At 67.5% G+C, this 13,671-nt stretch carries 17 protein-coding genes; 14 read left to right on the top strand and 3 right to left on the bottom strand.

The window, feature by feature from the left end:
- Positions 1–64: 64 nt before the first annotated feature.
- Positions 65–853, bottom strand: coding sequence for an SDR family NAD(P)-dependent oxidoreductase (locus M2282_RS25605; RefSeq protein WP_280811584.1), 789 nt, complete (start codon positions 851–853; stop codon positions 65–67).
- Between the two features lie 136 nt (positions 854–989).
- Between M2282_RS25605 and M2282_RS25600 the strand changes: the two genes are divergently transcribed.
- Both M2282_RS25600 and M2282_RS25595 read left to right on the top strand, forming a co-directional pair.
- Positions 990–1,574, top strand: coding sequence for a TetR/AcrR family transcriptional regulator (locus M2282_RS25600; RefSeq protein ID WP_280811692.1), 585 nt, complete (start codon positions 990–992; stop codon positions 1,572–1,574).
- 88 nt (positions 1,575–1,662) lie between these two features.
- On the top strand, positions 1,663–2,268 hold the full coding sequence (locus M2282_RS25595; protein ID WP_280811583.1) for a 2'-5' RNA ligase family protein: 606 nt from the start codon (positions 1,663–1,665) through the stop codon (positions 2,266–2,268).
- Positions 2,269–2,343: 75 nt separating this feature from the next.
- Here M2282_RS25595 and M2282_RS25590 read toward each other — a convergent pair whose 3' ends face one another.
- Positions 2,344–3,258, bottom strand: coding sequence for a LysR family transcriptional regulator (locus M2282_RS25590; protein ID WP_280811582.1), 915 nt, complete (start codon positions 3,256–3,258; stop codon positions 2,344–2,346).
- A gap of 128 nt (positions 3,259–3,386) precedes the next feature.
- Between M2282_RS25590 and M2282_RS25585 the strand changes: the two genes are divergently transcribed.
- The 7 genes from M2282_RS25585 (at position 3,387) to M2282_RS25555 (ending at position 8,389) form a co-directional block, all read left to right on the top strand.
- Positions 3,387–4,376 carry a 2Fe-2S iron-sulfur cluster-binding protein gene (locus tag M2282_RS25585; protein ID WP_280811581.1) on the top strand — a complete coding sequence of 330 codons (990 nt, stop codon included), beginning with the start codon at positions 3,387–3,389 and terminating at the stop codon, positions 4,374–4,376.
- Positions 4,377–4,403: 27 nt separating this feature from the next.
- Positions 4,404–5,663 carry an aromatic ring-hydroxylating dioxygenase subunit alpha gene (locus tag M2282_RS25580; protein WP_280811580.1) on the top strand — a complete coding sequence of 420 codons (1,260 nt, stop codon included), beginning with the start codon at positions 4,404–4,406 and terminating at the stop codon, positions 5,661–5,663.
- Positions 5,660–6,145: an aromatic-ring-hydroxylating dioxygenase subunit beta gene (locus M2282_RS25575; protein WP_280811579.1), complete on the top strand. Its 486-nt coding sequence runs from the start codon at positions 5,660–5,662 to the stop codon at positions 6,143–6,145. Before M2282_RS25580 ends, M2282_RS25575 begins: the two co-directional genes overlap by 4 nt.
- A 3-nt stretch (positions 6,146–6,148) precedes the next feature.
- Positions 6,149–6,517, top strand: coding sequence for a chorismate mutase (locus M2282_RS25570; RefSeq protein ID WP_280811578.1), 369 nt, complete (start codon positions 6,149–6,151; stop codon positions 6,515–6,517).
- Positions 6,514–7,473 (top strand): Bug family tripartite tricarboxylate transporter substrate binding protein, encoded by a 960-nt coding sequence (locus tag M2282_RS25565; RefSeq protein ID WP_280811577.1) that lies wholly within the window; start codon positions 6,514–6,516, stop codon positions 7,471–7,473. The genes M2282_RS25570 and M2282_RS25565 overlap by 4 nt, the downstream gene beginning before the upstream one ends.
- A 16-nt stretch (positions 7,474–7,489) precedes the next feature.
- Positions 7,490–7,810 (top strand): non-heme iron oxygenase ferredoxin subunit, encoded by a 321-nt coding sequence (locus M2282_RS25560; protein WP_280811576.1) that lies wholly within the window; start codon positions 7,490–7,492, stop codon positions 7,808–7,810.
- Between the two features lie 93 nt (positions 7,811–7,903).
- Entirely contained in the window at positions 7,904–8,389 is a 486-nt protein-coding gene (locus M2282_RS25555) for a RidA family protein (RefSeq protein ID WP_280811575.1), read from the top strand.
- A gap of 4 nt (positions 8,390–8,393) precedes the next feature.
- On the opposite strand, the gene M2282_RS25550 is transcribed toward M2282_RS25555, so the two are convergent.
- Entirely contained in the window at positions 8,394–9,467 is a 1,074-nt protein-coding gene (locus M2282_RS25550) for a DUF72 domain-containing protein (protein WP_280811574.1), read from the bottom strand.
- A gap of 61 nt (positions 9,468–9,528) precedes the next feature.
- Between M2282_RS25550 and M2282_RS25545 the strand changes: the two genes are divergently transcribed.
- The 5 genes from M2282_RS25545 (at position 9,529) to M2282_RS25525 (ending at position 13,670) form a co-directional block, all read left to right on the top strand.
- A complete protein-coding gene (locus M2282_RS25545; RefSeq protein ID WP_280811573.1) occupies positions 9,529–11,007 on the top strand; it encodes a sensor histidine kinase in 1,479 nt (492 codons plus the stop codon).
- The gene (locus M2282_RS25540) at positions 11,004–11,642 is read left to right on the top strand and encodes a response regulator transcription factor (protein WP_280811572.1); all 639 of its coding nucleotides are present in this window, start codon (positions 11,004–11,006) and stop codon (positions 11,640–11,642) included. Before M2282_RS25545 ends, M2282_RS25540 begins: the two co-directional genes overlap by 4 nt.
- Positions 11,643–11,786: 144 nt before the next feature.
- Positions 11,787–12,281 carry a GlcG/HbpS family heme-binding protein gene (locus M2282_RS25535; protein ID WP_280811571.1) on the top strand — a complete coding sequence of 165 codons (495 nt, stop codon included), beginning with the start codon at positions 11,787–11,789 and terminating at the stop codon, positions 12,279–12,281.
- Between the two features lie 4 nt (positions 12,282–12,285).
- On the top strand, positions 12,286–12,981 hold the full coding sequence (locus tag M2282_RS25530; protein WP_432422940.1) for an ankyrin repeat domain-containing protein: 696 nt from the start codon (positions 12,286–12,288) through the stop codon (positions 12,979–12,981).
- Between the two features lie 44 nt (positions 12,982–13,025).
- Positions 13,026–13,670 carry an FMN-binding negative transcriptional regulator gene (locus M2282_RS25525; protein WP_280811569.1) on the top strand — a complete coding sequence of 215 codons (645 nt, stop codon included), beginning with the start codon at positions 13,026–13,028 and terminating at the stop codon, positions 13,668–13,670.
- The last annotated feature ends 1 nt before the right edge of the window (position 13,671 follow it).

Here is a 13,671-nt window from a genome sequence, read left to right as displayed (position 1 = left end):
GGTGCTTGTCGGTAGGGGTCATCGTCTCTTCAAGGCGCTTGGTGTGGCGGGGCGGCTTTGCCGCTCAGGCGGTGGTGCGATAGCGCTCGGCCACCTGCGCCTGCCGGATGTCCCCGATCAGGGCCTGACGCGCCCCGTTCAGCACCTCCCAGCGCGCGCCATCGTGCAGCGGCGGGATGGTGACGAGCTCACGGCGGTCGAATCCCACCAGCGCGGCATTCACCAACTCGTCCGCATCCATCAAATCAGGCATCGCGCTGCTGTCGATGCCGGCGCGCCCCCAGATCTCGGTACGCGTGCCGGCGGGCAATACCGCCTGCACGTAGACGCCCTTGGGCGTGAGTTCCAGGCTCAGCCCCTGGGACAGGAACAGCACGAAGGCCTTGGTCGCACCGTAGACCGACATGCCGAACTCGGGCGCCAGGCCGACCACCGAGCCGATGTTGACGATCGCGCCTTTGCCGGCTTGCGCCAGGCGCGGGGCGATGGCGCTCGCCAACCTGACGAGTGCGGTGGTGTTGAGGCTGACCAGGCGGGCGACATCGTCTGTCGATTGGTCGATGAACTGACCGGACAGTGCGGCCCCGGCGTTGTTGATCAGGGTTTCGATCCCGGCGTCCTCGCGCAGGCGCGCCTCGACGGTGGCCAGATCGCCGGGCTGGGTCAGGTCGGCCGCAAGGATCTCGACGGCCGCGCCGGTTTCCTCGCGCAGGCGCGCGGCGAGCGTTTCCAGCCGCGCCTTGTCGCGCGCCACCAGCACAAGGCCGTGGCCGCGGCGTGCGAAGCGGTCGGCATAGATGGCGCCAATGCCGGTCGAGGCGCCCGTGATGAGAACTGTGGAATGGGAAGTCATGTGTTTTTCTCTTGATTGGAGTAGGTGAGGAAGCAATGATGTCGCTCATCATCTTTGATGTCAAGGGCTTTGATGATGATTGACATCAATGTATATTCATGACTTCACCGACGGCACATCTAGAGAGATCCTGGACATGAAGGTCACCAAAGCGCAGGCGCAGGCGAACCGGGCGCACATCATCGAGACGGCCTCCACGCTGTTTCGCGAGCGGGGCTACGACGGGGTGGGGATTGCGGACCTGATGGCGGTCGCAGGCTTCACCCACGGCGGGTTCTACAAGCACTTCGGCTCCAAGGCCGACCTGCTGGCGGAAGCGGCGGCCTGTGGTTTTGCGCAGTCGGTCGCCAAGGCCGAAGGGGCCGATGCGGTGGCCGTCGTCAGGCAATACCTGTCCCGGGAGCATCGCGACGCTCGTGGCGAAGGCTGCACGATGGCCGCGCTGTGCGGAGACGCTGCGCGTCAGCCGGCGGCGATCAAGACGGCTTTTGCGACCGGCGTTGAAGGCCTGCTGGCAACCCTGGCAAACCAGCCCGGTGCGCCAGAGGACGGCAAACGGGAAGGCGCCCTGCGCGTCAGGCGCATCGAAGTGTTTGCGCAGGTGATCGGCGCATTGATGCTGTCACGGGCGTGTCCCGACGACTCGCCCCTGGCCGATGAAATTCTGGATGTCTGCCGTGCGGCGGCCCTGTCGAGGCTGTCGGCTCCCCTTGATGCGTAGCTGACGCATTCCGAGCATCCGCCGCTCCCGGCAGTCGACACGGTTTTCGATGCCGTGTCCGCAACATCCGATGCGGGATGATCGACGCATGCCAGAACAGTTTCTTCTTCCCGGAATCGACTCTCCGCCGCGGCCCCTGCCGCGACCCCGAACCAAGGCACGCCGCAAGGAGCGGCTGCCGCACACGCTCTTCCTCGCGATCTTTCCGGGTGCCGAAGACGCTGAATCCATCGCCGCGCTCGGCGCGCAATTCAACGACCTGCATTCACTGAAAGGAACGCCGGTCGATGCGCCCCGCCTGCACATCACGCTGCACGATCTTGGCGGCTACGACACGGTGCCGCGAAAGAAGGTGCAGGCAGCGCTCGAAGCGGCCGCTGCAGTGGCGCCGCCTGCGTTCGATGTCGTCTTCGACCACGCCATGACCTATGCGAACGGCAAGGCTTTCGTGCTGTGCGGCGAAGAGGGCACCACGGCGCTCGCGGACTTCAGGCAGCGCCTGGGCGAAGCGCTGGCCGACGCGGGGCTCAAGCCCGATCGCAGCTTCACGCCGCACATGACCGTCGCGTACACGCGGCGCAAGATCGAGAAGCACGCCATCGACCCGGTGCGCTGGACCGCGGGGTCCTTTGCCCTGATCGACAGCCACGTAGGCGAAGGCATCCACGAAGTGCTGGGACGCTGGCCTGCATGACCGAGCCGTTCATCGCCTGCGTCGACGTCTGCGCGCGGTCGACCGGCTCGCGCGCCGCTCGGAAATGCCGGGCAGTCAGTCCTTGTCCGCAAAGCCGTCGAACAGCAACCCCCGCAGCCACTGATTCCCCGGATCGCGGTGCACCTTCGCGTGCCAGAAAAGGTTGATCGCGATCTGCGGCAGCGCCACCGGGTGAGGGCGCCACACCAGCCCGAAAGGCTCGGCGATGCTCTGTGCGAGCCGCTCGGGCACCGTCGCGATCATTCCGCTCGAACGCAGGATGTGCCCGATCGCCACGAAGTGCGGCACCTTCAGGCGAATGCGCCGGTGAATGCCCTGCGCGGCCATCACGTCGTCGGCCTTGCCATGGCCCGTGCCCGCGGCCTGCACCAGCACGTGGTCGGCGGCGCTGAAATCCTTGAGCGACACGCTGCGCTTGCGCGCGAGCGGATGCGTGCCTGAGAACAGGCACACGTAGCGCTGCAGGAACAGCCGGCGCTGGAACACGCCCGCCTTCAGTTGCGGCAGGAGGCCGATGGCGATGTCCACATGCCCGGCCTCCAGCTCGTCGCGCAGGTTGGTCGCGGTGTTGTTGCGCAGCGTGCTGATCGTCACGCCCGGCGCGGCGACCGAGAGCGCTTCCATCAGCCGGGGCGTGAAGTAGATCTCGCCGATGTCGGTCATCGCGAGCGTGAAGCTGCGCGTGCTCGTGGCGGGGTCGAACACCACCTGCTGGTTGAGCGCGGTGTGCAGCGCGCCCATCGCGTAGGCGACCGGTTCCGCCAGCTGCAGCGCGAAGGGCGTGGGCTCCATGCCGCGCGCGGTGCGCAGGAACAGCTCGTCGCCCAGCAGCTTGCGCAAGCGGGCCAGCGCATTGCTGATGGCGGGCTGCGAAAGCCCCAGCGATTCGGCCACCGCCGAGACGCGCTTCTCGGCCAGCATGCGGTCGAACACCAGCAGCAGGTTGAGGTCGATGTCCTTGAGTTGCATGCCGGACCTTTATTCATATCCGTGATGGAGTCGATTCACCGGATTCTATTGGTCAATCTGCAGCGGCCGCGCATCATCCGCTCCAAGAGACAAGCCGGTCCCAACGCCGGCGCACAGAGAACCCCACGATGGACCTGCACATTCAGCCCCTTGCCCGCACCCTCGAGGTCCGCCCCGGCGCGAACCTGCTGGAAGTGCTGCGCGAGCACCATGTGCCGGTGTCTTACAGCTGCATGTCGGGCCGTTGCGGCACCTGCCGCTGCAAGGTGGTGTCGGGCCAGGTGCTCGACGCGGGGCAGGACGCGATCCGGCCCGACGGGCAGGGCGAGCGCTACGTGCTGGCCTGCCAGAGCACGCTGACCGAAAGCTGCACCATCGAGATCCCCGAGCCGGACGAGGTGGTGGTGCATCCGGCGCGCATCCTGAAGGCGACCGTGACCGGCATCGACGTGCTCACGCACGACATCCGGCGCCTGCGACTCAAGCCGAACAAGCCACTGGAGTTTTCGCCGGGGCAGTACGCGCAGCTGCAGTTCGCGCCGGATCTCGCGCGGCCGTATTCGATGGCGGGGTTGAGCCGCGATGCGGAGCTCGAATTCCATGTGCGCAGGGTGCCCGGCGGACGCGTGACTGCGCACATCTTCGAGCAATTGGGCATCGGCGATTCGGTGCGCGTGAGCGGGCCGCTTGGTACGGCCTACCTGCGCACGAAGCACCGCGGACCGATGCTCTGCGCGGCGGGCGGCACCGGGCTCGCGCCGATTCTTTCCATCGTGCGCGGCGCCATCGTGGGTGGGCTGATGCAGCCGATCCATCTCTACCTGGGCGTGCGCTCCGATGCGGACGTGTACGGCCTGAACGAACTGCGCGAACTGCAGGCGCAGCACCCGGGCCTGAAGGTCCATGTGGTCGTCGTCACCGGCCCCGCGCGCGACGGCCAGCGCCTGGGCCTCATCACCGATGCCATCCGCGCCGACTGGCCCGGCAGCCTCGACGGCTGGCGTGCTTACCTCTGCGGCTCGCCGCCGATGGTCGAAGCCGTGACGCAGCTGGTGCGCGCCCGCGGCCTTGCGCCCGAACAGACCCACGCCGATGCCTTCTACCTGCAAGGCACCTGAAGAATCCATAAGACAAGGAGACCCGCGATGACCACGCAACCCGTGTTCCCCATCGAACTGCACTGGGAGAGCGAGAAGACCAGCCGCATTCCCTTCATGGCCTACACCGACGAGGCGCTGCATAAGAAAGAACTGCAGCGCTTCTTCTACGAGAAGCACTGGTGCTATGTCGGCCTCGAAGCCGAAATTCCGAATCCGGGCGATTTCAAGCGCACGGCCATCGGTGAACGCTCGGTCGTCATGTCGCGCGACGAAGAGGGCGCGATCCACGTCTTCGAGAACGTCTGCGCGCACCGCGGCATGCAGTTCTGCCGCGAGCGCCACGGCAACAAAAAGGAATTCGTCTGCCCCTACCACCAGTGGAACTACACGCTCAAGGGCGACCTGCAGGGCGTGCCGTTCCGCCGCGGCGTGAAGCAGGACGGCAAGGTCCACGGTGGCATGCCGTCCGACTTCAAGACCGAGGACCATGGACTCAACAAGCTCAAGGTGGCCTCGCGCGGCGGCGTGGTGTTCGCGTCGTTCGACCACGGCGTCGAATCGTTCGAAGACTTCCTCGGCCCCGACATCCTTCACTACTTCGATCGCCTCTTCGACGGCCGCAAGCTCACCATCCTCGGCTACAGCCGCCAGCGCATTCCGGGCAACTGGAAGCTGATGCAGGAGAACATCAAGGACCCGTACCACCCGGGCCTCCTGCACACCTGGTTCGTGACCTTCGGGCTCTGGCGCGCCGACAACAAATCGGAACTGAAGATGGATGCGCGCAGCCGCCACGCCGCGATGATTTCCACGCGCGGCAATGCGGGCAAGGCCGCGCAGGTGACGCAGGTTTCGAGCTTCAAAGAAAGCATGCAGCTGAAAGACCCGCGCTTCCTGGACATCGTGCCCGAGCCCTGGTGGGGCGGGCCCACGGCGGTGATGATGACGCTGTTTCCGAGCCTGATCCTGCAGCAGCAGGTCAACAGCGTGTCGACGCGGCACATCCAGCCCGTGGGGCACGACGCTTTCGATTTCGTGTGGACGCATTTCGGTTTCGAGGACGACACCGAAGAGATGACGCAGCGCCGCCTGCGCCAGGCCAATCTGTTCGGCCCGGCGGGCTTCGTCTCGGCCGACGACGGCGAGGTGATCGAGTTCTCGCAAGAAGGCTTCGAGCAGAAGCCCTATCACCGCACGCTCGCCGAGCTGGGCGGCCGCGAAGTGGAGAACACCGACCACATGGTGACCGAGACGCTGATTCGCGGCATGTACCGCTACTGGCGCGAAGTGATGGAGGCCGCATGACGAAGAAGCTCGACGCCAATGCCTATCTCGAACTCGCCGGGCTCTATGCAGCCTATGCGCACGCGGTCGATTCGGGTCAGTGGGATTTGTGGCCCGCGTTCTTCATCGAGGAATGCAGCTATCGCCTGCAGCCGCGCGAGAACCACGAGCGCAACCTGCCGCTGGCCACGCTGTCGTTCGAGAGTCGGGGCATGCTGGAAGACCGCGTGTACGGCATCCAGGAGACGCTGTTCCATGACCCGTACTACCAGCGGCATGTGGTCGGATTGCCGGTGGTGCACAAGGTCGATGACGACGGCGCGATCCACAGCGAAGCGAACTACGCGGTGTTCCGCACGAAGCTGGACGGACCCTCGACCGTGTTCAACGTCGGTCGCTACATCGACAAGGTCGTGCCCACGCCCGAAGGCCTGAAGTTCGCTTCGCGCCTGTGCGTCTTCGACAGCGAAATGATCCCGAACTCCATCATCTACCCCATCTGAGCCATGCAACAAAAAGAACCCGAGACACACGGCGCGCCGCTGCGCCGCTTCACCGATCCGGCCTACCGGCCGCTGTGCAACAACCTCGCCGAGGTGCGCGAGAACATCGACCGGCTCGACCGCCAGATCGTCGCGCTGCTGGCCGAGCGCGGCCGCTACGTGAAGGACGCGGCGCGCTTCAAGCGCGATGCCTTCCAGGTGTCGGCGCCGCAGCGCCAGCAGGAGGTGATCGACAAGGTGAGGGCACTGGCCGAGAAGGAGGGCGCCTATCCCGAAGTGGTCGAGGCGGCCTACCGCGCGCTCATCGCGGGCTTCATTGCGCGCGAGCAGCAGGACCATCTGGGCATGGCCGATGTGGAGGCGAAGCCATGAAGCGCGCCATCGTCCTCGCCACCCTGGCATTGGCGGCCGGCGCGCATGCGCAGGACTGGCCGCAGCGCCCCGTGCGCATCGTCGTGCCCTTCGCGGCCGGCTCGTCGCCCGACATCCTCGCGCGCATCGTCAACGACAAGCTCGCGGCGCGCATCGGCCAGCCGCTCATCGTCGACAACAAGCCGGGCGCGGGCGGCAACACCGGGACCGACCAGGCGAGCAAGTCGCAGCCCGATGGCTACACCTTCCTGCTCTCGGTGAATGCGCCGCTGGTCTACAACACGGTGCTCTACAAGAACCTGCCGTACGACCCGTTCAAGGACCTCGTGCCGGTGTCGCTCGCGGCGACCACTCCCAACGTGTGCGCGGTCTCGAATTCGATGAACGTCGATTCGGTCAAGGGCTGGCTCGCGGCGATGAAGCAGAACCCGGGCAAGTTCAACTTCGCCTCGACGGGCAACGGATCGATCTCGCACCTGGGTGTGGAGCTCATCAAGCTCAAGACCCAGTCGTTCGCGGTGCACATTCCGTATGCGTCGTCGGGGCAGGCGGTCACCGCGATCATCCAGGGCGACGTGCAGTACGCCTGCCTGCCGCCCGTCACCGTGATGCCGCAGGCCAAGGCCGGCCGGCTCAAGGCACTGGCCGTGACGTCGGCCGAACGCTCGGCGCTGTTGCCCGAACTGCCGACGCTGCGCGAATCGGGCCTGCCCGACATCCAGGCCGTGCCGTGGTTCGCGTACATGGCGCCCAAGGGCACGCCGCCCGAGGTGGTGCAGCGCATGAGCCGCGAGATCGCCGCGGTGCTGAAAGACCCCGAGACGCTCAAGCGCCTGCAGACCGCGTACTTCGACCCCGTGGGCAGCACGCCCGAGGCGCTGGCGAAGTTCATGGGCGAGGAACTCGTCCGCTGGAAGCCGGTGATCCAGCGCGCCGGCCTCAAGCCCGACAACTGAGCGAAGGAAAAAACACATGAGCACGATGACATGGATCGACGCCGCGGCGGTCGACGACGTTCCCGCCGACGACGTGGTGGGCATCGAGGTGCAGGGCCGCGATATCGCCCTCTACGGCACCGAGGACGGCATCCACGCGACCGACAACATCTGCACGCACGGGCATGCGCGGCTGTGCGACGGATTCCTCGAAGGCCACGAGATCGAATGCCCGCTGCACCAGGGCCGCTTCGACGTGCGCACCGGCAAGGCGATGTGCGCGCCGCTCACTGAAGACCTGCGCAGCTATCCGGTGAAGATCGAAGGCGGTCGGGTGTTCCTGGCGTTCGAGGTGTAGCCGGCGATCTGTTCCGCATCCGCGCGAGGCGATCTGTATCTGTTTTTCCCGCGCGCCGTTGGCGAAAATTGCGCTCCGTTTCATGAAACACATATGACGACAGCGCAAAGCCGAGACCAGATTGCCGATCAGATCGCCGCCGAGCTGGGCCACAGCTTCGCCGGCGAGATGCTTGCGGGCGGGCACTACGTGCCCATCGTGCGCGACGGCCGAACGATCTACACCAGCGGGCAGGTGCCGCGCGTGGGCACCACGGTGGTGGTTACGGGCCGCGTGGGCGACGCGGTGTCGCTCGAGAAGGCCCGCGAGGGCGCGCAGATCTGCGCACTGCGCTGTCTCACGCTGCTGCGCCGCGAGCTCGGTTCGCTCGACGGTGTCGAGAAAGTGCTGCGCGTGGGCGTGTTCATCCAGTGCACCGCCGAGTTCACGCAGCAAAGCGAAGTGGCCGATGCGGCGTCCGATCTGCTGCACCGCGTTTTCGGCGATGCCGGCGTGCATGTGCGCACGGCGGTCGGCGTCTATCAGCTGCCGAAGAATGCGAGCGTCGAACTGGAGATGACGGTCGCTGCCAAGGACTGATTGCCTAGCGCGATTGCAGTGCGACGATGTCCCGCGCGAGCGAGGCGATCGTCAGCGGCGCGCAGCCCTCGGCGTTGTTGCTCACGGTGACGAAGGCGTTCTGACCCGCACGCGTGGTGCCGGCAATCACCTTGGCGAGCGCCGCACGCGTTTCGGGGTCGGGGTCGACGATCTTGTCGAATGGGCCGTAGAGCTTCTCCGCATCTTCGTACCCAAAGCGACCGTGCCGGCGATGCAGGTTCCAGCGGCACACCAGCGGGCCGGGCCACAGCGCGCGAAGCATCGGCAACTGGTCTTCGATCGGCGGCATCTTCGCGTGCAGGCCCATGCAGAAGGTCGCGCCCACGCTGCGCAGCATGTCGGCGAAGGCGGGGCAGAGCAGTTGCGGGTCGCGCACCTCGACGGCGATGACGGCGTCGGGCGCCCCCTGCTTCAGGCCGGGCAGTGCTTCGAGCATTTCGCCGATGCGCGCGATCAGCGCGGGCTGGGCGGCGAGCAGCTGCGAGGGGATCGGGCTCAGCTGGAACACCAGCGCGCCGATGCGGTCGCCCAGGCCTTCGAGGGCGGGCTGCACGAACTCCTGGATCGCGATCTCGCTGTTGAGGAACACCGGGTTGACCTGCGTGCCGCGGCCGCTTTCGTCGCGCACGGTGGCATCGGTCACGAGGCTGGGCGCCTTCACCACGAAGCGGAAGTCGGCGGGCACCATCGCTGCATAGCGGGCGTACTGGCTCGCGGTGAGGGCGCGGTAGAAGTTGCGGTCCAGGCTCACGGTGCGAAAGAGCGGGTGCTGCGCGAGGGCAGAGAGGCCGCTCTTCGAGAGCACGGTCTCGGCGTATTCGCCGTCCCACACGAGGTTGGCCCAGCCGGGGTAGCTCCACGACGAGGTGCCGAGCCGCAGGTTGGGCGAGAGCTGTGAAGCGAGCGCTACAAGCGCCGGATCGGCAGGCATCGGCGCCACAGCGGCGCCGCGCGATTTCTTCTTTGCGGGCGGCTCGGCCTCGGGAGGAGGCGCCGCCACAGGCGCCTCTTGCGGGCGCGGAAGATCGGGAAAAAGAGAGTCCTGTACTTCGCTCATGCTGGGGACGCATTCTCGGCCCACATCGGGTCGCCTCGCAGCGGCGGGCACAATCCGCGCCATGAAACAGTGGTTGCGCTCGCAGGGTGGTTGGTGGCTGGCATGGCTGGCCCTCACGGCCGCGGGCGCGGTGTGGCTGGCGCGTGCCGAGCTCACGCAGTTGCAGCAGGACTTCGAGACCGACGCGCGCATCGCGCACCGGCTCATGAGCCAGCAGGTGGTGCAGTACGACGCGGTGCTGGCCACCCTGGCGCTGCTGGAGCCTGGCGCCGATGCGGGGCAGCCGGAGCAGCGTTTGCCATCGGTGTACTCGTCGATCCTGAAGGTGCAGCGCCGTGCGCGCGACGAGCCGTGGCCCGATGAAAAACCGGCGGGCGCATTGGCCGCCGCTGAAGCGCGTTCGCGCAGCCAGCAGCGCGCCGAGCTCGCATCGCTCAATCTCGCAGAGGGCCGCTACCAGCTCGTGATGGGCGCCACGCCCTTCAGCTACGCGCTCGAAATCGACCTGGCTGGCTCCATGCCGTGGCGCGACTGGCCGATGAATCCGCAACGCAGCCCGGTGCGCGTGAGCCTGCAGCGCGATGGCCAGCAGCTCGTGCTGCAGCCCGGTCGTCTGGGCGAGGGTGGTTGGCGCTTCGGTCTCACCAAGGCGCTCGCCTCGCCGAGCCAGCCGTTCGAGCTGGTGGCCGAGCGGCAGGTCGGCTGGAGCGAGTTGCCGTGGCGCAGCATCGCCGGCTGGGCCGTGGCAATGGCGCTGTTGCTGGCCGGCCTCTGGATGGCGCAGCGCCAGCGCGTCGCACGTCGCCGGGCCGAAGAGCTGCTGCGCCTCGGACAGGTTGCGCGCCTCAACGCATTGGGCGAGCTGTCCGCAGGCCTGGCACATGAACTGAACCAGCCGCTCACGGCAGTGCTGGCCAACGCCCAGGCGGCGCGCCGATTGCTCGACGACGATCCGCCCGACCTCGCCACCGCGCGCGACGCGATGGGGCAGGCCGTGGAGCAGGCCCGCCGCGCGGCCGGCGTGGTTGGCCGCTTGCGCCGGGTGATCGAACGGCCCGAGGCCGGCGGCGACGTGAAGCCGCTGGTGCTGCAGGAGGTGGTGCGCAGCGCGATGCACCTGCTCGCGCCCGAGTTCGCGCAACGCGGCGTGGCGGCCCAGTTCGATGCGGGCGCGCAGGCGCCGGTGCGCGTGCAGGCCGAGGCGGTGGCGCTGGAGCAGATCGTGCACAACCTGCTGATGAACGCCTTGCAGGCGCTGGACCTCGTTCCCGCCGCCGAGCTCCGGCTCATGGTGTCGGTCGGGCGCAATGGGCAGGAAGGCGTGCTGACCGTGACCGACAACGGACGCGGCATTTCGCCCGAGGCGATGCCGCGGCTCTTCGAACCTTTCTTCAGCACGCGCGAAGGTGGCCTTGGCCTCGGCCTGAGCCTCAGCGAAACGCTGGCGAGTGGCATGGGCGGCAGCCTGACGGCCGCCAACGCAGCGCCGCGCGGCGCGCGCTTCACCTTGCTGCTGCCGCTGGTGGTGCAGGCGACATGAACACCTCGGCCACGCATCAGCCGCAGTCCCCGCTGATCCACCTGATCGACGACGACCAGGCGGTGCGCGACAGCCTCTCGCTGCTCATCGGCACGGTCGGCCTGCGCGTGCAGGGCTGGGCCGATCCGCAGGCCTTCATCGACGGCTTCGACCGCGCGGGCGTGGGCGCCATCGTGCTCGACGTGCGCATGCCCGGCATCAGCGGGCTCACGGTGCTCGACCGGCTGGTGGCGCAGGGCGTGGACCAGCCGGTGATCATGCTGACCGGCCACGGCACGGTCGAGATGTGCCGCCGCGCCTTCAAGGCCGGCGCGGCCGAGTTCCTTGAGAAGCCGGTGGACGACGAGCAACTGCTCGAAGCGCTGCAGCAGGCGGTGCGCCAGCATGTGCGCACGCGCGAACGCTCGCAGGCCGACAACGCCGCGCGCGAGCAGGTGGCGCAGCTCTCGGAGCGCGAACGCGAGGTGCTGGCCTTCATCGTGCAGGGGCTCACCAACAAGGAGATCGCGCGCACGCTGGCGCTGTCGCCGCGCACGGTCGAGACGCACCGGGCCAACCTGTTCGCCAAACTGGATTGCGATTCGCTCGCGCAGCTGATCCGTCGGTATGCGGTGCTGGTGAGCGATGGCGAGTGAGCTGCGTGCTCCGTAGTTCTACGGAGCGCCAGGCGTAGCCGTACGAATGGCCCCGGAGGCCGGTCTTTTCTACAGTGGCGCAGCCGTCGGCAACAACAGTTGCTGGCCGGCGCAATCACCCTGCATCCACTGGAGAAACAAGAAATGCGTTCCACCCTTTGCCTCGCCGTCCTGCTCGCCGCATCGGCTGCACAAGCCCAGACGCCCGCGCCCGCCGTGCGCACCGAAAAGAACATCTCGCTCGCGCTGGCCAACCAGATCGCCGCCGAAGCCGTGGCCGCCTGTGCCGCCAATGGCTACAACGTGGCCGCCACCGTGGTCGACCGCGCCGGCACCGTGCGCGCCGTGCAGCGCGCCGACAACGCCGGCCCACACACGCTGGCCTCGAGCGAGCGCAAGGCCTGGACCTCGGCGTCGGCGAAGAACGCGACGCAGGCCATGATGGAAGGCGCGCAAAAGAACCCCGGCGCCGCGAACCTCGTGTACCTGCCGGGCTTCCTGCTGCTGGGCGGCGGCGTGCCGGTGAAGTCGGGCAACGAAGTGATCGGCGCCGTGGGCGTGGGTGGTGCGCCGGGCGGTCACCTGGACGAGCAGTGCGCGAACGCCGCGATCGAGAAGGTCAAGGGCCTGCTGGGCTGATGTGATGAAGCGCGGTATCTGGACGCTCATCCTGGCAGGCGCGCTCGGCTTGGGCGCATCGGCCGGCGTGTCGGCACAGGTGCCGCCGCTCGCGGCCGAGGTGCTGGCCTATGAAGGGCTGCACAAGGCAGCCTGGCATGGCGACCTGCCGAAGCTCAAGGCGCTGGTCGCCTCGGGCGCGAGCCTCGATGCGCGCGATGCGAAGGGCCGCACGGCCTTGCACGTTGCCACTTATGCGCGGCAACGCGAGGCGATCAAGCTGCTCGCCAAGGCGGGCGCGAACATCGACCTGCTGGAGGGCGACCGCTACGACGCGGTGACCATCGCCTCGGTGGCCGATGACGTCACCACGCTCGCGCTGCTGCTGTCGCTCGGTGCGAACGCGGGGCAGACGACGAGCCGCTACGACGGCACCGCACTCATCGCCGCAGCGCACCTGGGGCACGACGAAGTGGTGCGGCGGCTGATCGCTGCCGGCGCGCCGCTCGACCACGTGAACAACCTGCACTGGACCGCGGTGATCGAATCGATCGTGCTCGGCGACGGCGGCCCGCGCCACCAGCGCACGCTGGCCGCGCTGGTCGATGCAGGCGCGAGCCTGAAGCTTGCGGACAGGCAGGGCAACACCCCATTGCAGCTTGCGAAGGCGCGCGGCTACGCGGCGATGGTCAAGCTCCTGGAAGCACCGCGCGCAAGATAGGTCGGCTCGGGGACAATCGGGGCTCGCCACGAGGAAAACACCCCATGTACATGCCCCCGCAGTTCAATGCCAAGGACCCGGCCATCGCGCTGGAGTTGATGCGCTCGCACCCGTTCGCGAGCCTGATCTCGAACGACGACGACGGGCTGCCGTTCGTCACGCACCTGCCGCTGGTGGCGGAACAGGGCGAGGGCGACCAACTGGTGTTGTGGGGGCACTGCGCCAAGCCCAACCCGCATTGGCGCTACCTGCAGGCGCGGCCGCAGGCGGTCGCGAGCTTCCTCGGACCGCATTCGTACCTTTCGCCCCAGGTCTATCCGGACCTGGCCCGCGTGCCGACGTGGAACTACCTCGCGGTCGATTGCACCGTCGAAGCGCGGCTGATCGAGGAGCCCGCCGAGAAGGACGTGCTGCTCAAGAAGCTCATCGGCGACCATGAGCCCGCCTATGCGCAGCAATGGCGCGACCTGGGCGAAGAGTTCCAGCTCAAGATGCTCAACGGCATCGTCGGCTTCGAACTGCGGGTGACCGCGCTGCAGTGCAAGGTCAAGCTCAACCAGCACCGCAAGGAATCGCATGCGGCCATGCGCGCCATGTACGGCGCCGGCACGCCGGACGAGAAGGCCCTGGCGGTGTGGATGGACCGGCTCGGCATGAACGCCGAGACGCCCGTGGCGGAAGGAAGCTGAG

It is taken from the genome of Variovorax boronicumulans (assembly GCF_029892485.1).
In the GTDB taxonomy this organism is placed as follows: Bacteria; Pseudomonadota; Gammaproteobacteria; order Burkholderiales; family Burkholderiaceae_C; genus Variovorax; species Variovorax boronicumulans_B.
Note: the sequence above shows the minus strand (reverse complement) of the source record. Positions and strands in the feature narration are given on the sequence as shown.